The sequence below is a fragment of the Acinetobacter legionensis genome (genome assembly GCF_048552295.1).
Classification (GTDB): Bacteria; Pseudomonadota; Gammaproteobacteria; order Pseudomonadales; family Moraxellaceae; genus Acinetobacter.
In genome coordinates, this window is the sequence record NZ_JBIMCW010000010.1 from 15,357 (window position 1) to 34,194 (window position 18,838).

Here is an 18,838-nt window from a genome sequence, read left to right on the forward strand (position 1 = left end):
GCAAATGAATACACAACGTGAACAATTGATACAAACATGGTTAACATCTGTACTCAGTTCAGATCAATTTGAAATCAATTTTTTAGCAGGCGATGCGAGTTTCCGTCGTTATGCACGAATTACCTTGAATAATAAAACATTTATGCTTATGGATGCACCTCCTGAGAAGGAAGATTGTCGTCCTTTTGTTGCGATTGATGAGTTCTTTGACACAAATGGGGTGCGTGTACCTCATATTGTTGCCAAGGATTTAGATCAAGGTTTATTGTTGCTTGAAGATTTTGGCGATATCTTGCTATCTACACAATTGAATGATCAAACGGTAGATGCACATTATGCACAAAGTTTTAAACAGTTGGTGCAGTTGCAATCTATTTTTGCTGATTCATCACACTTGCCCGCATATGCCTATGAAAAGCTGATCTCAGAAATGGAATTGTTAACAGATTGGTTGTTACCATCATTAGCAATCCAAGTAACAGATGATGAGCTTGGATTAATTAAACGAACTTTTGCTATTCTTGCCAATGCTGCTTTGGCACAACCTCAAGTAATCGTACATCGTGATTTCCATAGTCGTAATCTGATGATTCTTGAAGCTGAGAAAGATCAAGGTGTGATTGATTTTCAAGACGCAGTGATTGGTGCTGACACTTATGACTTGATTTCGATTACCCGTGATGCCTACGTACAGTGGAGTCCTGAGCGTGTGTATGAGTGGTTTAAAGTATTTTATGACTTATTGCCAGAATCTGCGAAGCAAGATCGTGATTTTGATCAATTCAAACAAGATGCTGACTTCATGGCAATTCAGCGCCATATCAAAATTTTAGGTATTTTTGTTCGTTTGTTTGAGCGTGACGGTAAATCTGGTTATCTCAAGGACTTGCCTCGTGTCATGTGGTATTTATTGGAAGAGTCAAAATCTTACCCAGAATTACAACCGTTCATGAGTTTTATTCGTGCACGGGTTTTGCCAAAATTTGAAGAAAAATATGGCGCATATGAGGTGGTTGCAGCATGAAAGCGATGATTTTAGCAGCTGGTCTAGGCAATAGAATGCGACCTTTGACCCTCTATAAGCCAAAGCCTTTATTGGAAGTGGGCGGCAAAGCACTAATTGTATGGCATATTGAAAAATTAAAAAAAATGGGTGTAACTGAAATCGTGATTAACTCTGCATGGTTGGCAGATATTCTGATCGGTGCGTTAGGTGATGGCTCACAATTTGGTGTGACTATACGCTGGACGCGTGAAGATGAGGGCTTGGAAACCGCAGGTGGGATTATCAATGCCTTAGCACTTCTCGGTGATCAACCTTTTATTCTGGTCAATGGCGATGTATGGACCACTTTTGATTTTACATCATTATTGAATATGGATCTTGCTGATGATCTTGCGCATTTGGTTTTTGTCAATAATCCTGAACAACATCCACAAGGTGATTTTACCTTGGCAAATGGTCGTGCTTATACCTTTGATCAAAATCAGCAAGGAGAAAATTTAACTTACAGTGGTATCGCTGTGATCAATCCAAAAATGTTTGATGGGCTGGAGCATGGTAAAAGACCACTTGCACCTTTGCTTAAACAAGGCATGCTAGACGGTAAAATTTCGGCAGAGAAAATGCAAGCGGCGTGGGTTGATGTTGGTACACCTGAGCGTTTAACAGCCTTAGATTTGCAAATAAGACAGGGTGAGTATACTTAAGTGCGAATAAATAGGCCTAAGTGCGTATTAACTCATCGTTAACTACTGTTCCACGGGCGAGAAATAGGTATACTTTCAGCTAATTTTTTAAAGATGTTATTTGATCATGCATCCATTTTTTCAAGAGTTAAAGCAAGGCAGTCTAAAGCTTGGCTTAAAACTTAGTGATGAAGCATTAGGATTATTGTTGCAATATCAAGATGCACTCGTCCTGTGGAACAAAGCTTATAACTTAACAGCGATTCGCGATCCAAAAGAAATGTTGGTTAAGCATTTATTGGATAGCTTAAGTATTTTAAATGATTTACCCGCTGGTCGTTTACTCGATATTGGTACTGGCGGGGGCATGCCAGGGATGATCATTGCACTGTGTCAACCTGAACGCCAATGTGTTTTGTTGGATTCAAATGGTAAGAAAATTCGTTTTCTGAAACAATTTATTGCAGATTTAAAACTAAAAAATGTTGTCGCAGTTCAGACTCGTGTAGAAAACGAAGATAGTATCCATGATCTAGGGCAATTTGATGTGATCACCAGTCGTGCATTTGCTTCATTGACAGATTTTGTGACAGCTTCAAAACCTTATATGCATGAAGGCAGTATCATTGCGTCAATGAAAGGTTTGATTCCCATTGAAGAGGTTGATGCTTTAAAAGATAAGTGGAGTTGTGACATTATTGAATTGCATGTACCTCGGTTGGACGAACAACGTCATTTACTTTTATTAAAACAGATTTAAAACAGACTAAGGGTTGGGGTTACCATGGCTCAAATTATTGCTATCGCAAACCAGAAAGGTGGCGTAGGTAAAACCACGACAGCCGTGAATTTGGCTGCCTCTTTGGCAGTGTTGAAAAAGCGTGTTTTATTGGTGGATATGGACTCTCAGGGTAATGCTACAATGGGGTCGGGTATTCAAAAAAATGATTTGTTGTATTCTGTCACCGATGTACTTCTGGGTGAAGTACCGATTGAAACTGCAATTAGTAAAGCCGAAGTTGGTTATAAAGTGCTTGGTTCAAATCGTGATTTGGCAGGTGTTGAGTTAGCAATTGCAGAGCAAGATGGACGTGAGTTTATTTTGCGTAACGCTTTACAGCAAATTGAAAAAGACTTTGATTATATTATTGTTGATTGTGCGCCAAGTTTGAGTTTAATTACGGTCAATGCTTTAGCAGCAGTGGATGCAGTGATTATTCCAATGCAATGTGAGTACTATGCATTAGAAGGATTGGCAGATCTGACGCAGACTATTGATAAAATTCAACAAGCTTTAAACCCTGAGTTGGAAATTATTGGGGTACTTCGCACAATGTATGATGCGCGTAATGCTCTCACCCGTGATGTTTCTGCCGAATTAGAACAGTATTTTGGTAAGAAACTTTATGATACAGTGATTCCGCGTAATGTGAGGTTGGCCGAAGCGCCAGCACATGGATTGCCGATTATTTATTTTGAGAAAAGCTCTAAAGGTGCAATTGCATATTTAAATTTAGCAGCTGAAATGTTGAAAAAGAGTAAAGTGAAAAAAGGAAATAAAGCATGACCGTGAAAAAAAGAGGATTGGCAAAGGGTCGTGGCTTAGATGCGTTATTAGGTTCAATCCAAAAAGAAAAATTACAACTTGAAGTTCAAGCATTGGATCATGGCCAATTAAAACAGATGGATGTAACCCAATTAAAACGTGGCGCTTATCAACCCCGTCGTTTTATTGGTGAGCAAGATTTGCAAGAACTTGCAGCATCAATTAAAAAACATGGTGTAATGCAGCCGATTGTAATTCGTCCTATTGAAAATGACGAAACTCCATATGAAATTATAGCTGGTGAACGTCGTTGGCGTGCGGCACAATTGGCGGGTTTGACAGAAATTCCTGCAATTGTACGTGATTTGACCGATCAAGTTGCGATTGCCCTGGCATTGATTGAGAATATTCAACGCCAAGATTTAAACCCAGTTGATCAAGCACTGGCATTACAACGCTTTCATGAAGAATTCGGTTTGAGTCATCAAGAAATTGCAGATACTGTAGGTAAAGCACGGACTACCGTGAGTAATTTATTGCGTTTATTAAGCCTAGAAGATGAAATCAAAGATTTAATGCAACAAGGTTTATTAGACATGGGGCACGCTCGTGCGATATTGACCCTAAAAGCTAAAGATCAATTGCAAATTGCAAAAATTGTGATTGATAAGAGTTTGTCTGTACGTCAAACCGAACAGTTGGTGCGTGATTGGAATACGCCAAAGCAGGAAAAATCTAAAGATCCACTTGCGCCTGATGTACAGCAACTGACCCAAAAATTGTCAGAACGTTTTAGTGCAAGTGTAAAATTAGACTATAACAAACAGGGTAAAGGCAAGCTGGTCATCAGTTATAACTCGCTTGATGAGTTAGATGGAATTTTAAATATCTGTTTACCAGAACAATAATGTTTAAGCGATTTAATTAATTTGGGGAACTAAAGATGTGGGAACTTGTTAAAGCCGGCGGTTGGTTAATGCTGCCATTGGTTTTATGTTCAATTTTTACTGTTGCGATTTCAATCGAGAGATTTATACGGCTGAAACGATCTTTAGTTCTACCTAAGTCGCTTATAATGCAAAAAGGTCGCAATGTTGACGATGTTTTAGATGAAATGGAACAAGATCAAACTGTTTGCCAAACAGCATTAGGCTATATTTTTAAAGATGGTATAGATGCTTATACTCAAGGTGAAGCGTTTGCGCGTGCTCAAATGGAAGCTACAGCTTCCCGCGAAATTGGATATCTAGAAAAAAATATAAATTTTTTAGGTACATTGAGCGCTGTTGCACCTTTATTGGGTTTGTTGGGTACAGTGATAGGGATTATCGAGTCCTTTCTGGTCATTGATTTGGGTTCCAATGCCAATCCAACCATGATGATTCCAGGGATATCTAAAGCATTAATTACCACAGCTGCTGGTATGGTTATCGCCATTCCTGCACTATTTGCTTATCGTTATTATCAGCGTTTAGTTCAGGAATATGTGGCTGAACTAGAGCAGCAGTCGACTTTATTTCATGCAGCCTTATTTTTTCAGACGCACCTTGAAAGTGAAAAAAAGAAAGCTGGTTAAATCCGTTTTAGGGGTGTTTCATGAAATTTAGACGCAAAACAGTTGAAGATATTCATATCAATCTTACTCCACTGATTGATTGCTTATTATTTATATTGGTGATTTTGTTACTGACCACCACGTTTAATCAGCAAAGTCGAATCAATCTTTCTTTGCCTGATGCACATGGTGTTCCGCCAAAAGAATACAAAAATAAAATTGAAGTCATGGTAGACTCCGCAGGACATTATGCAGTAAATGGGCAGGCGCTTTCGAGTAAAGAGTCTGCTGATTTAAGTACTGCAATTAAGCAAGCAGCAAATGATAATCGTGATCTGATGTTTGTGATTGCTGCAGATGCTAAAGCAACCCATCAAGATGTTATTCGAGTGATGGATGTTGCAGGACAGCTAGGTTTCGTTAACATCAATATCAGTACCAAAGTTCCATCTCGAGGTTATTAATTAGTGAATCAGGATTTTAAGGTCTATGTCCGTCTTTTGGCGTATTTAAAGCCGTATTGGGGGGCAGCCTTACTCGTTATTGTTGGATTTGGCATAAATGCAGCAACTGAAGTCTCCGTAGCGAAGTTACTTAAATATATAATTGATGCAATTCAGGGTGGCAATCGTGGTGATCTTGATTGGTTTCCTGCACTGATTATCCTGTTGATCTTTTTCCGTGGCTTAGGGTTGTTTATGGGAGGCTACTTTACCGCAGTCATCTCAAGAAGTTTGGTATTTAGTATTCGTCAAGAGGTTTATGCCAAACTTTTAAAACTACCAGCACAGTATTATTTGGATAATTCATCAGGTCATATCACTGCAAAAATTATGTATAACGTAGAGCAGTTAACCGCAGCGTCATCTGAATCATTAAAAATATTACTTCGTGATGGTGCAATTGCTTTAGGTTTATTGGGTTATCTGCTTTACACCAATTGGCGTTTGACCTTATGTATTTTTATTTTTATGCCAATTATTGGCTTGTTGGTGCGTAAAGCTTCAAAACGTATGCGTAAACTCTCCATTCAAGTGCAAAACACTATGGGGGATGTGAATCATATTGTTCAAGAAACAATAAGCGGTAATGCTGTTGTAAAGAGCTTTGCTGGCGAAGAAAGTGAACAAAAACGTTTTTATAAGTCTTCAGAAGAAAACTTAAAACGTGGTTTGAAAATGGTCGTCGTACAAAACTTAAATAGTCCATTGGTACAATTGGTCATGGCCTTTGCTCTGAGTATCATTATTTGGCTGGCATTACGTCCACAAATTCTAGGTGATACTTCTGCAGGAGAGTTTGTTGCTTATATTACAGCAGCTGGGTTGCTGGCTAAACCTATTAAAAACCTCACTGATATTAATGAAAAATTACAACGTGGTATTGCGGCAGCATATTCTGTATTTGAGGTTCTAGACTTACCACAAGAAGAGAATACGGGAAATTTAACACCTAAATTATTGGGTGATATCAAGTTTGATCATGTGTCTTTGATATATAAAAATAAAGTGAAAGCAATTGATGATTTTTCATTAGAGATCCAGGCTGGACAAACGATTGCTCTGGTTGGGCGTTCAGGTGCGGGTAAGTCTTCATTGGTGAATATGTTGGTGCGCTTTCAGGAGATTAGTGCAGGGCAAATTTATTTAGACCAGTTGCCTATAAAAGACATTGAACTGAGTTGTTTACGTACTCAAGTTGCGATGGTTAACCAGCAAGTTGTTTTATTTGATCGAACGGTGCGTGAAAATATTGCATATGGTCAGTTAGAAAAAGCATCTGAAGAAGCCATTATTGCAGCAGCTAAAGCAGCTTATGCACATGACTTTATTATGGAATTACCTAAAGGTTATGACACGCCTTTAGGTGCGCAAGGCTTAAGTCTTTCTGGTGGTCAACGTCAACGTATTGCCATTGCGCGTGCAATCCTTAAAAATGCACCGATTCTGATTCTTGATGAAGCCACTAGTGCTTTGGACAATGAGTCTGAACACTTTATTCAAAAAGCTTTTGATGAAGCGATGCTTGATCAAAACAGAACTACGATTGTGATCGCTCACCGTCTATCCACGATTGAGAAAGCGGATAAGATTGTGGTTATGGATAAAGGGCGTATCATAGAGCAAGGTACTCATACTGAGTTATTGGCGAAGCATGGCGCTTACTATCAATTGTATGAACGTAACTTTGAGGAATAACCCAACATGTCTATTGCGCAAATCATTCAAGATGCTTGGAATAAACAGTCCAAGTGGTTGATTGCATTGCGGCCATTATCATGGTTATATCAGTTCGGTTTTACGGTAAATAAGCAGCTGTATCAAACAGGTATAAAAAAAACCTATAAAGCACCTGTCCCAGTAATGATTATTGGAAATATTACTGTGGGTGGGAGTGGCAAGACACCACTGTTGATTCAGTTGGTGAAGCATTTGAAACATAACCATGTGCGTGTTGGCGTGATTAGTCGTGGTTATGGTGGTCAAGGACCTTTTCCAGCACTGGTTACATTAGATTCTGTGCCTGATCAAGTAGGCGATGAACCTTGTTTAATTGTTCAGTCTACAGAAGTTCCCATGGTGGTGGGTGCGAATCGCCAAAGAAATATTGAATTACTCCTTCAATATTATGAACTTGATTTAATCATTAGTGATGATGGTTTACAGCATTGGGCTTTAGAGCGTCAAATCGAATGGATTGTGCTGGATAATAATCGTGGGCTGGGAAATCAGAAGCTGCTTCCTGAAGGTTATTTACGCGAGCCTGTGAGTCGTTTAAAACACGGTACCGTGATTGAGCATGCCCATCAGCCACATTCATCTCTGAATATGCATTTAGAGGTGACTGAACCTTATCTATTAAATCCAAGTTTTGACCAATCTGAGCAGTTTGATCCTACACTCGATTATTATGCAGTCGTTGGAATTGGTTTTCCTCGACGCTTTTATAACACCTTGGAAAGTATAGGTGTAACTCAATTTCAATGTCATGAGTTTCCAGACCATTATGATTATGAAATTGATGATTTACAGTTTGAGGATAATAATCCCATTATCACCACTGAAAAAGATGCGGTAAAGCTTTTACCCTTATTGAAAAATCATTCTACATTTAGTCGTGAGATTTGGGTGGTTCCAGTTGGAGCGGTCTTGTCTGATGAATGTTATCTATTACTCAACCAACAACTTACTCAACTTGGTATTGATCTAATACAAGGTTAATTTGATGAAACATATTGTTATTCCTGCGCGTTTTGCGAGTTCACGCCTTCCAGGTAAACCTCTTTTAGAAATTCATGGGCGAGCCATGATTTTACGTGTGGTCGACCAAGCAAAAAAAGTACAGGGTTTTGATGATCTTTGTGTAGCGACAGATGATCCACGTATTGCAGCGCTTTGTCGATCAGAAGGTGTGGATGTTGTGATGACAGATCCGAATCATCCTTCGGGCACAGACCGTTTAAGTGAAGTTGCTCGAATCAAAGGTTGGGATGCTGAGGATATTATTGTGAATGTTCAGGGTGATGAGCCGTTGTTGCCTGCACAATTGGTGATTCAAGTTGCTGAGCTATTGGCGCAGAAAGCTGATTGTTCAATGTCGACCTTATGTGAGCCTATACATCAGCTTGATGAGTTTCAGCGTGACAGCATTGTAAAAGTAGTGATGTCAAAGTTTAAAGAAGCGCTTTATTTCAGTCGTGCGCAAATTCCTTATGATCGAGAGGGTGCTAAACAGGCTGAGCAAAAGCTACATCAACATGCTTATCGTCATTTGGGCTTATATGCTTATCGTGTCAAGCTTTTACAGGAATATGTCAGTTGGGATATGGGTGTTTTGGAGCAATTGGAAAGCTTAGAGCAATTACGTGTTTTAGAAAATGGACATCGTATTGCGATTGATATCGCACAAGTAAATTTACCACCAGGTGTCGATACTCAAGAAGATTTAGATCGCTTAAACATTTTAGATGCAGCGGTTTTTGAATAGTTTGAATTTGCGTCACTTGTTTTTACCTCACTTGTATTTAGGTTTTTGATTCATGGATGCTTCTAATTCTCAGGTTTATCCTTGGCAGCAACAGACATGGGAAACCTTAACAGGTCGCTTTCCAAAATTAGGGCATGGTTTATTGTTCTATGGTAAAAACGGTTGTGGTAAACATGCATTTACCCAACATTTTTTGTCATGGGTTTTGTGTTTAAATAAAACACCTCAAGGTGCTTGTGGCGAGTGTACAAGTTGTCAGTGGCTCAAATCAGATACCCACCCTAACTATGTTAATATCACGACCGATGAAGAGAATAAGAAGCAAAACGCGAAAATTAAGATCGAGAAGATCCGTGATCTACTACCATTTGTGCAGCAAACAGTAGATGGTTGGCGTGTTATTGTGATTGAACCTGCAGAAGCTTTAAACATTGCTTCTGCAAATGCATTATTAAAAACGCTAGAAGAGCCAGGTGACCGGGTACAGATTATTTTACTTGCGGAACATTATCTAAAGCTCCCAGCAACAATTCGTAGTCGATTACAGCATTTTGCTATGGATCGTATTAGCCCCACGCTTTCAGAACAATATTTGCAACAGCATTTACCAACTGAAATGCATTCTAAAATTAACTTGTTGATGAATTTATCTAATAATATGCCACTGCAAGCATTGGCGCTTGCTGAGCTAGATTGGTTAAACCGACGTGGGGAGTTTTTACAGGATTGGCAAAAACTGGTCAGTCAGAAAAGTATGCCTTTACAGTTTGCTTCAAAATGGAATAAAGAACTGAGCTTTTATGATTTTTTACAAATGTTTGAATACTTGTTGTCAGATATAATTTGTGTCAAGCTGAATCAAGTTGTAAAGAATTCAGATTTGGAGTTAGATGAGCTTGCAGCGCAGTATCAATTGCAAACTTTATTCTCAATTTATCAAGACTTACAACAATCGAAGCTAAAAGTTGATCAAAATGTACAAACAAATCTAATTATTGATCAATTGTCGATTCAGTTAATGAATGTGACATAAAATTTGAATATTCAGGGGGAATAATCATGCAACCACGTATGGGCGGTTTGATTCAAGTTAACATCAATGATCGTGCAACCTTACAAGCCAGTTATATGCCTTATATTTTAGGTGGTGGTTTATTTGTACCGTCAAAGAATCCTGTAAAAATGGGAGATGAAGTGTTTGTATTGGCAGGTTTGCCGGATCAATCGCAGAAAATTCCTTTAACAGGGAAAGTGATTTGGATTTCGCAAAAGCAAAATGGAATTAAGCCACAAGGTTTTGCGATTCAACTCACTGGTGAAAAAGGCATCTATTACAAAATGGAAGCTGAAAAATTACTCGCAGGCAGTATGTCTTTAGACCGTCCTAGCTTTACAATGTAAGCCAATTTTCAATTTTTAGGAATTTCTGTGTTTGTTGATACGCATTGCCATTTAACCATGTTAAATCTTGAACCTTATGCTGGGGATCTCGATGCCGCATTACAACAAGCAAGAGATGCTGGTGTGTCCAAATTTATGGGGATTTCTGTAGATTTGGATGACCATATCGCACTTGCAGAAATTGCCGCAAGACATTCAGATGTAGGCTATAGTGTCGGTGTGCATCCATGTGAAGATCCTGCTGTGATGCAACGAGCAAGTGTTGAAAAACTGGTTGATCTGGCGCAAGCTGAAAAAGTTTGGGCCTTGGGTGAAACAGGCTTGGATTATTTTCATAGCACAGAATTTATTACTGAACAAAAAGCCTGTTTTGCACGACATATTCACGCATCGCAACAGGTTAAAAAACCTGTAGTTGTCCATACCCGTTCAGCAAAACATGAAACTGTAGATATTATTCGAGCTGAAAAATCAACACATGGTATTTTGCATTGTTTTACAGAGGATTGGGAGACTGCAAAGGCCGTTTTAGATTGTGGCTATTATATTTCCTTCTCTGGAATTGTTTCATTTAAAAACGCACAAGATCTAAGAGATGTAGCAAAGCAAGTGCCTTTAGATCGCTTGTTGATTGAAACGGATAGTCCTTATTTGGCACCTATGCCTTATCGAGGAAAGCCTAATGAACCAAAATATGTTCCTTATGTAGCCAAAGCGCTGAGTGATGTATATGATAAAACGCTTGAAGAGATCGCTTTCATTACGACACAAAATTTTGAAAACCTGCTTCGACAAAAGTGATTGAAAAGTACTGATTTTTAAAAAGCAATCAATAGAAGTGCCTCAATTTATTAACGGATAGAATTAACAAGAGAGTTTATCGGGTGAAGATGGATCGACAGGCTCAGTTTAGAGCAAGAGAAGCATTGATTTTTCAGGTTGCTGAACAACTGCTTTTAGAAAATGGTGAAGCGGGGATGACATTGGATGCCCTTGCTGCAGAACTAGATCTAGCCAAGGGAACACTTTATAAGCATTTTCAGAGTAAGGATGAGTTGTATATATTGCTCATCATTCGTAATGAACGTATGTTACTTGAAATGGTTCGTGATACTGAAAAAGCATTTCCTGAGCATTTGGCTTTTTTTATGTTGCACCATTTACACCATCCTGAACGTGCAGTGTTATTCCATCAGATCGAAGAGCGATTATCCACCACTGGGCAAGGCATCCATCATTTATTTAGTGAACTTTATCAAGTGCGTAAACAACGTTTACGTATCATTATTCGAATGACTGAAAGTTATCTAGAGTCAATTCAAAGTTTGATGTCTGTACGTGATTATTTGGCTTCAATTTGGTCAATTACTCATGGTGGAGCCGCGATACTGAATTCAAGCTTCTATCAGCGTTATTTAGGTTGTCGAGATACCTTGCGTGTCGCATTGATTGATCAGGCATTGGCTGTGCCAAAACATCCACAAGCCTCAGAACAGGTTGCTTAGCTGCAATGAAAAATCTACGATCATCTCAAAAATTGCGAGGTTTTACCTTAATTGAGGTGATGGTGGTGATCGTCATCATCAGTATTATAGCCTCATTGATCATTTTAAATATTGATGGTGTAGATCAGCGTAAAGCTATGCAAGCGCGTGAGATGTTGTTGCTGGATTTAAAGCAGATTAATCGTGAAGCCAATGATCAAGCGCGTATTTATGCACTCGATTTACACAATGCTACAGATGTTGCGGATGCACAATATGGCGTTATTGAATATATTCAAGTAAATGAAGATGCCGAACAACCTACCCGAGTGGTTGACAATAAACCATGGAAAGAAGTGACAGACTTTCCTAAAAGAGCGTTACCAGAATACGTTTCATTTTCTATTGAAACGGAAGATCATCAATTCCAAAATGCAAATAACTCAGAACTTTTGGGCAATAATGCACCTAAATTGATTTGGTTTGGAAATGGTGAAGTCAAACCTGTCACAATTCAAATGTATTATCAGCAAAAGCCAGTGGGTGAGGTAATTCGAGTTGATTATTTGGGTAAGGTAGATGAAGAAAAATAAAGGCTTTACTTTAATTGAGGTGGTCGTGGCTTTGGCGATTTTTGCAGTCGCAGCAATGGCATTGACCAAAGTAGCTATGCAATATACACAGTCGACAGCCAATGCGATTTTACGAACCAAGGCTCAGTTTGTTGCACAGAACGAAATTTCGATGATGATGATTAATCGTGAATGGCTGTCAGGAACGTCATCCAAACAAATCACCACACAAGGTGAAACTTGGCAGGTAGATAAAAAAGCAGAAACTACACTGAGCCCAAATGTACAAAAAATAGATGTGCAAGTGAGCCTTTTTGATCCTGATACGGGTAAAGTAGAAGCAGGGATTACCAATATGGTGTTCTTTAATTATCCGATCAAAGAAAAATAATGATGAATCTAATCAAGCATAAAAAAAATCAAACTGTGTATTCACAGAAAAGCACAGGCTTTACCTTAATTGAACTTTTGGTGGCCATCGCAATCTTTGCTGTTTTGTCAGCATTGGGGTGGAAAATATTTGACTATTTGATAAAAGTTAAAGATCGCAATGTTATGCATGAGGAAAATTTAGGCCAATTACAAGGCGCGTATCAACAGATTCAACGTGATACTTTGCAAATTGTTCCCATTTCTGCAAGAAATGGTGAGGAAATTGAACCCGCTTTACGCTTAGATAACCAAAAACTATCTTTCAGTAAAACTGGTGTAACCGATCCGCTTAAACAAGGGTTGTCACCCTATGAACGAATTGAATATGTTTACAATCCACAAGAGAAAAAACTTTACCGTCTGAAATATTCAAATTTAAATCGAAATAATTCAGAACAACCTTTGTCGAGTGTGTTATTGGCAGATGTGGATCAGTATCGTATTGATGCTTTAAATCCAACTGAATTAGATCGCTGGCCAAACGATATGATTAAAAATGAAGGGCAATTACCACGTGGGATTAAAATCAAAGTCACGATTCGTGATATAGAATATGAATGGATTTTTAGTTTGCTCAATTCTGACTATTTGATCAATAACAGCCCAGCTATTTAAAATCAGTATTGTGGTAGATGCGGATCACTAAATTTAGGTAAATCAATCATGCAATTGAAGCAGCAAAAGGGTATCGCATTAATTACGATTTTAGTAATAGTTGCTTTAGCAACCATCATTGCCGCGACGATTGCTAAACGTCAAAATTATACCAATGAAAGTACAGGGTTTTTAAAACGTCAAAGCCAAGCCCTTTTTTATGCAAAGAGTGCAGAAGCGTTTTACTCTGAAATATTGGTGCAAGACAGTGAAAACAGTAAAGAGGCAGATTATTTACAGGAAACTTGGGCAAAACCAATGCCAGCATTTCCGGTTGAAGATGGATATGTTGCAGGTGTGTTAGAAGATGAGTCAGGTAAATTCAATTTAAACAGTTTATTAACCAATGAAGGTAAGCCCAACGATGCTGCACAGAAATATTTTTCTAAACTGTTGGTTCGTGTCGGTTTACCCGCTGATGCTGTTCAAGCAGTGATTGATTGGCAAGATCCAGATAATGAAACGATAGGTTCCTTAGGCGCTGAAACAAGTTATTACCAAGGTTTGCCTAAACCTTATTTGGCTGCAAATCGAAAATTTGCCAGTGTTGAAGAACTTAAACAAGTACGTGGTTTTGAAGAAAAGAAGTATGATTTAATCGCACCATATATATCGGCACTGCCTGATATTGCCACACGAATTAATGTCAATACAGCACCTGCAATGGTTTTGGCAGCCATAGATGAAAAATTAGACGTAAATAGTATACAAACAGCTTTAAAAGCGCGACAAGAAAAACTGGAGCACTTTGCCAATGTGGGAGAGTTGATGAAAGTCGCACCATTTGACACCTTGGAGGCTACAAGCAAAACCGAAGCAGACAAGATTTTCGGTGTAACATCCAATTATTTTAAAGCTAAGATAGAAGTATCTTTAAGCAATCGAAAGCGCCAATTTACCACGCGCTTTATGCGTAATGATAAATCGCAAGTTTATGTTTATTCACGTAGCCTTGCGCCATTTTGAAAATTTTGCTAAATATTTTTTAACTATATGATTTTAAATAACTATAAAAGGTAGTTAAAAGGTTGGTTGATTGCGTAAATATGATTCGATAAGCTAAATAGGCCTAAAAAATGAGATTATCCTTTTTGCTAATTGCAATCAACGTGAAAATTAATGCTCAGGGTTCGAGTTTTGCTTTATAATCGAGATTCTTTACCGATTTGTTTATAAAATTTGGCTCATGTTAATTCGTAAGTTATTTAAGTTTGAAAATGCACATATTGTGCGGAATTGCACGTCAGATCGTTGCAAACGGTCTATACACGGGCACAGCTATAAAGTTGAATTACTACTTAAAGCTTCAAAACTTGATCATGGTCAAATGGTATATGACTTTGGATTGCTTAAAGGTGTAATCAAAGAAATTTTCGACAGTTTTGACCATGCGATCTGTTTTTGGCAAGAAGATAATCCTGAATATATTCAGGCTTGTAAAACTTTTAGTGCACGTTGGGTGGCTTTGCCTGTTTCTCCATCAGCTGAACAGTTTTCACGGATATTCTTTTTCCTTGCTCAACAGATTTTAAAATCAACCATTACCCAAAATGGGGAAGGGGATGTTGAAGTCTATTCTGTGATTGTGCATGAAACCGATACAGGTTATGCGCAAAGTTTTCAAGAAGATATTGAAAATGCTCAGATGGGGCTGTTGAGTCTGGATAAAATTATTTTTTCTGAGCAAGTTAAATCTGAATGGTCTGACCCAGACATGTATGAAAAATTGAAACAAGGTATTCTGTTTCAAAACCCTGAAGTGGATTTACAGGTTAAAATTTAAATGATGATTTTTGAGTGAAATCTATCTTAGGACAAATAAATTTTTAGGAAAATGAAATTTAGGATGAAAGTTGATGCAATTATCTGAACTCGAACAAACAAAATTAAATCAAGTTCGGTTAGATCAAAGTTGGAAAGAAGGTTTAGCTGAGTTCCTTTTGAGTCAGCAAATGGATGATTTGCGTTCTTTTTTAGTTACTGAAAAAAATGCAAATAAAACTATTTACCCACCCAGCTCACTTATTTTCAATGCATTAGACACAACGCCATTGAATCATGTAAAAGTGGTCATTTTAGGACAAGATCCTTATCACGGTCCTGATCAAGCGCATGGGTTAAGTTTTTCCGTACAGAGAGGCGTTGCATTGCCTCCGTCTTTACGTAATATCTTTCATGAGTTAAATACAGATTTAGCTGTGCCTGTATCCCGACATGGTGATCTCACCAAATGGGCTCAACAGGGTGTATTGCTTTTAAATAGCGTGTTGACAGTGGAAGCGGGGCAACCAACATCACATCAAAAACGCGGTTGGGAAAATTTTACAGATCATGTGATTGATGTGTTGAATGAGCATAGAGAGCACATTGTATTTATACTTTGGGGCGCATATGCTCAGAAAAAAGGGCAACGTATAGACCAAACGAAGCATCTGGTATTAAAAGCTGCACACCCATCTCCATTGGCGGCAAATCGTGGTGGCTTTTTTGGTTGTAAGGTTTTTTCAAAAACAAATAATTATCTGAAACAATATGGCATTGAGCCAATCGACTGGCAGCTGGACGCATGACAAACTCTCCCGAAATAAATAATTATCACCCAGATCTGATTATCGAAGAAGCAAAAAAGGGATGGCGAATTATTCGCTTAAATCGTCCTAAGTCGCTTCATGCACTTGATGAATCCATCGTTACGGCATTATTGAAGCTGTTTGAGGATTTTCATCATGATGACTCGGTTAAGGCAATTTGGTTGGACTCAACCACGCCAAAAGCTTTTTGTGCAGGTGGTGATGTTCGTAAACTTCGCCAATTGGTGATCAACAATGAAGTTGAAACAGCCAATAAGTTTTTTGAAACGGAATATGCTTTAGATTTACTGTTGCATAATTATGCTAAGCCTATAGTAGTTTGGGGTGAAGGTTATGTTATGGGGGGGGGCTTAGGCTTATTTATGGCGGCCCCATTCCGTTTGGTTACGCCATATTCGCGTCTTGCTATGCCTGAAGTGAATATCGGTCTATATCCAGATGTGGGAGCTACACGTTTCTTGGCAGATCGTGGTCCAATAGGTTTATTCACGGGGTTAACAGGTTCGATCATGACTGCAGCGGGTGGTTATGGGATTGGCTGGGCAACTCATATTTGTGATGCCCAACGTGATGTGGTTTTACAGAAACTGATTGATATCGATTGGGAGCATTATCCTGCTGGTGATTTCCGTGCTTTAGATGACACCTTAAATAGTTTACATCGTCCTGTTTCACCAGGCCCGTTGCAAAACTCTTTGGATGTGATTCATAGTGTTTGTCGTGGTGTAAGCTTTGAACATGATTATGAAGCGATTATTGGTCTAAGCGATGCGCGTAGTGATTGGTTGCGTCAAGCCAGCGAGAATCTACAAAAGGGCTCACCAAGTACTGCTGCGATTACGTGGTTATTATGGCAGTGGGGACGTCAAGTTCATCCTTGGTCTGAGGTTTTTGAATTAGAAAAACAAATTTCTGATTGGAAAATTCGTCATCCTGATTTTGTTGAGGGTGTACGTGCACGTTTGGTTGATAAAGATTTATCCCCAGAGTGGGAACAGGTTGAGTCTCGAACATTGCGTGGAATACTTGCCAAAAATCCACCTGTCACAACGATTGACAGTTGGAATGCGCTTCTAAGTCAGTATGGTATTATTTAAGGTCGTATGACTGAAGAAGCTCAACAATACATAGATCAACAATGGATGCAGCTGGCTTTAGAGCAAGCTGCATTTGCTGCATCTATCGGTGAAATTCCAGTAGGAGCTGTGATTGTAAGTCAGGGGCAAGTTATCGGTGAAGGTTATAATCAACCGATTGCTCAGCATGATCCAACAGCCCATGCGGAAATTCAGGCACTGCGCAATGCGTGTCAAAAGATTGAAAATTATCGCCTACCTGAAGACGCAACTTTATATGTCACACTTGAACCTTGTACTATGTGTGTCGGTGCATTAATCCATGCAAGAATCAAACGTGTGGTTTTTGGCGCGGTCGAACCTAAAGCAGGTTCACTCATCAGTAGTCGTCAACTGTTAGAGATTGGCTATTACAATCATATATTTCAGTTTGAAGGGGGCTGTTTACAATCACAGTGTTCAACCCAACTGTCTAATTTTTTTAAAAAGCGTCGTGAGCAAAAAAAACAATTAAAGTTACAACAAAAGACCTTAAATGACATATTAAAATGATCTAGAATACACAAGATTTTAGTGACAATTAAAATTGTCAACTTAAAGGTTTAAAAATATAGTTAAAATTTAAAAGGATATAACAATGAATTCTATTCAAGTAAAACAAGAGTTTGATGCACCAATCGATCAAGTCTTTGACTTGTTAGCAAAACATTCAACTTATAATGTGGCTTTTGCTCCCATCCAAGTTATACGAGTGAAAGATGCTGCTGATCCTGAACGCCCAGATGGATTGGGGTCTATCCGTCGTATGGGGTTTGGTCCGATCAAACCGATTCAAGAGCAAATTACTCATCTGGATGTCAATAAACGTATTCAATATAAGTTAATTAAGAATCCATTGATTAAACATCATATTGGAATTATTGAGTTTACAGCGCTTGATGCGAACAAAACCCGTGTTGACTATACGATTGAATTACAAGCACGTGCACCATTTGTGAGTAAATTAATACTTGCACAGCTTAAACTAGCGATTACACTTGGATTTAAGAAACTTGCTAAGTCTGTAGCTTAATTGGAAATTCAATGACAATTCAAATTATCACAATCGATGGGCCAAGTGGTTCTGGTAAAGGAACACTTGCAGCAAAACTTGCGAATTACTATCAATTCCATTTATTAGACTCTGGTGCGCTATATCGTTTGCTTGGATTGTCATTGCATCAAAAAGAATTGTTGGACTCATTAGATACTGAATCTGTATTGCAACAAAGTGTGACGATTGCAACAAATTTAGATATCGTATTTAAGAGTACTGACAACGGAATCGTGATTTTGTTGGATGGTGAAGATGTCTCACAAACGATTCGGACTGAACGCGTTGGTGAATTTGCTTCAAAAGTCGCAGCAATTCCAGTGCTTAGAGCGGCATTGGTAGATCGACAACATGCTTTTGCTCAGTTGCCTGGCTTAGTTGCAGATGGGCGTGATATGGGCACTTCTATTTTTCCGCAAGCGCAAGCAAAAATTTATCTCACTGCCTCAGCAGAGTCCCGAGCAGAGCGTCGTGTAAAACAGTTGCAGGGAATGGGGCTGGATGTTAAAATAAGCGACATTTTAGCAAATATACAAGCTCGAGATAAAAGAGATATGGAACGCACAGTCGCTCCACTCAAGCCAGCAGAAGACGCTTATATCATTGATAGCTCAGAAATGAATATCGATGAAGTGTTTAAACTGATGACTGATTATGTTGAGTTACATTTAGCTAAATAAAGAATATTTAATCAAATATTAGCCAAAGCATAGCTTGATCAGTTTTATACGGACTATGTGGATGGCTTAACTAAACCG

General features: G+C 38.6%; 24 protein-coding genes. All 24 read left to right on the forward strand.

What is annotated here, in order from left to right; translation table 11 throughout:
* The first annotated feature begins 4 nt into the window (after positions 1–4).
* The 24 genes from ACG916_RS09575 to cmk all read left to right on the forward strand — a co-directional run bounded on the left by ACG916_RS09575 (position 5) and on the right by cmk (position 18,760).
* Positions 5–1,024, forward strand: coding sequence for an aminoglycoside phosphotransferase family protein (locus tag ACG916_RS09575; RefSeq protein WP_336951444.1), 1,020 nt, complete (start codon positions 5–7; stop codon positions 1,022–1,024).
* Positions 1,021–1,710, forward strand: a complete 690-nt coding sequence (gene murU / locus ACG916_RS09580) for an N-acetylmuramate alpha-1-phosphate uridylyltransferase MurU (RefSeq protein WP_336951443.1) — start codon at positions 1,021–1,023, stop codon at positions 1,708–1,710. The genes ACG916_RS09575 and murU overlap by 4 nt, the downstream gene beginning before the upstream one ends.
* A gap of 106 nt (positions 1,711–1,816) precedes the next feature.
* Entirely contained in the window at positions 1,817–2,449 is a 633-nt protein-coding gene (gene rsmG / locus ACG916_RS09585; protein ID WP_336951442.1) for a 16S rRNA (guanine(527)-N(7))-methyltransferase RsmG, read from the forward strand.
* Positions 2,450–2,473: 24 nt separating this feature from the next.
* A complete protein-coding gene (locus ACG916_RS09590; RefSeq protein ID WP_004720853.1) occupies positions 2,474–3,256 on the forward strand; it encodes a ParA family protein in 783 nt (260 codons plus the stop codon).
* Positions 3,253–4,143: a ParB/RepB/Spo0J family partition protein gene (locus ACG916_RS09595; protein WP_004720851.1), complete on the forward strand. Its 891-nt coding sequence runs from the start codon at positions 3,253–3,255 to the stop codon at positions 4,141–4,143. Before ACG916_RS09590 ends, ACG916_RS09595 begins: the two co-directional genes overlap by 4 nt.
* A 35-nt stretch (positions 4,144–4,178) precedes the next feature.
* Positions 4,179–4,811, forward strand: coding sequence for a MotA/TolQ/ExbB proton channel family protein (locus tag ACG916_RS09600; RefSeq protein WP_336951441.1), 633 nt, complete (start codon positions 4,179–4,181; stop codon positions 4,809–4,811).
* A gap of 20 nt (positions 4,812–4,831) precedes the next feature.
* The gene (locus ACG916_RS09605) at positions 4,832–5,254 is read left to right on the forward strand and encodes an ExbD/TolR family protein (protein WP_336951440.1); all 423 of its coding nucleotides are present in this window, start codon (positions 4,832–4,834) and stop codon (positions 5,252–5,254) included.
* A 3-nt stretch (positions 5,255–5,257) separates the two neighbouring features.
* Positions 5,258–6,988, forward strand: a complete 1,731-nt coding sequence (msbA, locus tag ACG916_RS09610; RefSeq protein ID WP_336951439.1) for a lipid A export permease/ATP-binding protein MsbA — start codon at positions 5,258–5,260, stop codon at positions 6,986–6,988.
* Between the two features lie 6 nt (positions 6,989–6,994).
* Positions 6,995–8,011, forward strand: coding sequence for a tetraacyldisaccharide 4'-kinase (lpxK, locus tag ACG916_RS09615; RefSeq protein WP_336951437.1), 1,017 nt, complete (start codon positions 6,995–6,997; stop codon positions 8,009–8,011).
* A 4-nt stretch (positions 8,012–8,015) separates the two neighbouring features.
* Positions 8,016–8,777 (forward strand): 3-deoxy-manno-octulosonate cytidylyltransferase, encoded by a 762-nt coding sequence (gene kdsB, locus ACG916_RS09620; RefSeq protein WP_336951436.1) that lies wholly within the window; start codon positions 8,016–8,018, stop codon positions 8,775–8,777.
* A 52-nt stretch (positions 8,778–8,829) separates the two neighbouring features.
* Positions 8,830–9,810, forward strand: a complete 981-nt coding sequence (locus ACG916_RS09625) for a DNA polymerase III delta subunit-related protein (protein ID WP_336951435.1) — start codon at positions 8,830–8,832, stop codon at positions 9,808–9,810.
* Positions 9,811–9,836: 26 nt separating this feature from the next.
* Positions 9,837–10,178: a PilZ domain-containing protein gene (locus tag ACG916_RS09630; RefSeq protein ID WP_336951434.1), complete on the forward strand. Its 342-nt coding sequence runs from the start codon at positions 9,837–9,839 to the stop codon at positions 10,176–10,178.
* 27 nt (positions 10,179–10,205) lie between these two features.
* Positions 10,206–10,979 carry a TatD family hydrolase gene (locus tag ACG916_RS09635; protein WP_419327449.1) on the forward strand — a complete coding sequence of 258 codons (774 nt, stop codon included), beginning with the start codon at positions 10,206–10,208 and terminating at the stop codon, positions 10,977–10,979.
* A gap of 89 nt (positions 10,980–11,068) precedes the next feature.
* Positions 11,069–11,683, forward strand: coding sequence for a TetR/AcrR family transcriptional regulator (locus ACG916_RS09640; protein ID WP_004821232.1), 615 nt, complete (start codon positions 11,069–11,071; stop codon positions 11,681–11,683).
* Between the two features lie 5 nt (positions 11,684–11,688).
* Positions 11,689–12,255 carry a prepilin-type N-terminal cleavage/methylation domain-containing protein gene (locus ACG916_RS09645; protein WP_419327450.1) on the forward strand — a complete coding sequence of 189 codons (567 nt, stop codon included), beginning with the start codon at positions 11,689–11,691 and terminating at the stop codon, positions 12,253–12,255.
* Positions 12,242–12,625 carry a type II secretion system minor pseudopilin GspI gene (gene gspI / locus ACG916_RS09650; protein ID WP_336951430.1) on the forward strand — a complete coding sequence of 128 codons (384 nt, stop codon included), beginning with the start codon at positions 12,242–12,244 and terminating at the stop codon, positions 12,623–12,625. Before ACG916_RS09645 ends, gspI begins: the two co-directional genes overlap by 14 nt.
* Positions 12,625–13,281, forward strand: coding sequence for a type II secretion system minor pseudopilin GspJ (gene gspJ / locus ACG916_RS09655; RefSeq protein ID WP_336951429.1), 657 nt, complete (start codon positions 12,625–12,627; stop codon positions 13,279–13,281). The genes gspI and gspJ overlap by 1 nt, the downstream gene beginning before the upstream one ends.
* A 48-nt stretch (positions 13,282–13,329) precedes the next feature.
* A complete protein-coding gene (gene gspK, locus ACG916_RS09660) occupies positions 13,330–14,286 on the forward strand; it encodes a type II secretion system minor pseudopilin GspK (RefSeq protein ID WP_419330060.1) in 957 nt (318 codons plus the stop codon).
* A 220-nt stretch (positions 14,287–14,506) separates the two neighbouring features.
* Positions 14,507–15,103 (forward strand): 6-pyruvoyl trahydropterin synthase family protein, encoded by a 597-nt coding sequence (locus ACG916_RS09665; protein ID WP_336951426.1) that lies wholly within the window; start codon positions 14,507–14,509, stop codon positions 15,101–15,103.
* Positions 15,104–15,176: 73 nt separating this feature from the next.
* Entirely contained in the window at positions 15,177–15,890 is a 714-nt protein-coding gene (ung, locus tag ACG916_RS09670; RefSeq protein ID WP_419327453.1) for a uracil-DNA glycosylase, read from the forward strand.
* Positions 15,887–17,008, forward strand: a complete 1,122-nt coding sequence (locus ACG916_RS09675) for an enoyl-CoA hydratase/isomerase family protein (protein ID WP_419327454.1) — start codon at positions 15,887–15,889, stop codon at positions 17,006–17,008. The genes ung and ACG916_RS09675 overlap by 4 nt, the downstream gene beginning before the upstream one ends.
* A 6-nt stretch (positions 17,009–17,014) precedes the next feature.
* Complete coding sequence (tadA, locus tag ACG916_RS09680) at positions 17,015–17,539, forward strand: tRNA adenosine(34) deaminase TadA (RefSeq protein ID WP_419327456.1); 525 nt, start codon at positions 17,015–17,017, stop codon at positions 17,537–17,539.
* A gap of 85 nt (positions 17,540–17,624) precedes the next feature.
* Entirely contained in the window at positions 17,625–18,059 is a 435-nt protein-coding gene (locus ACG916_RS09685) for an SRPBCC family protein (protein WP_419330061.1), read from the forward strand.
* Positions 18,060–18,070: 11 nt separating this feature from the next.
* Positions 18,071–18,760: a (d)CMP kinase gene (cmk, locus tag ACG916_RS09690; protein ID WP_419327458.1), complete on the forward strand. Its 690-nt coding sequence runs from the start codon at positions 18,071–18,073 to the stop codon at positions 18,758–18,760.
* Positions 18,761–18,838: the final 78 nt, after the last annotated feature.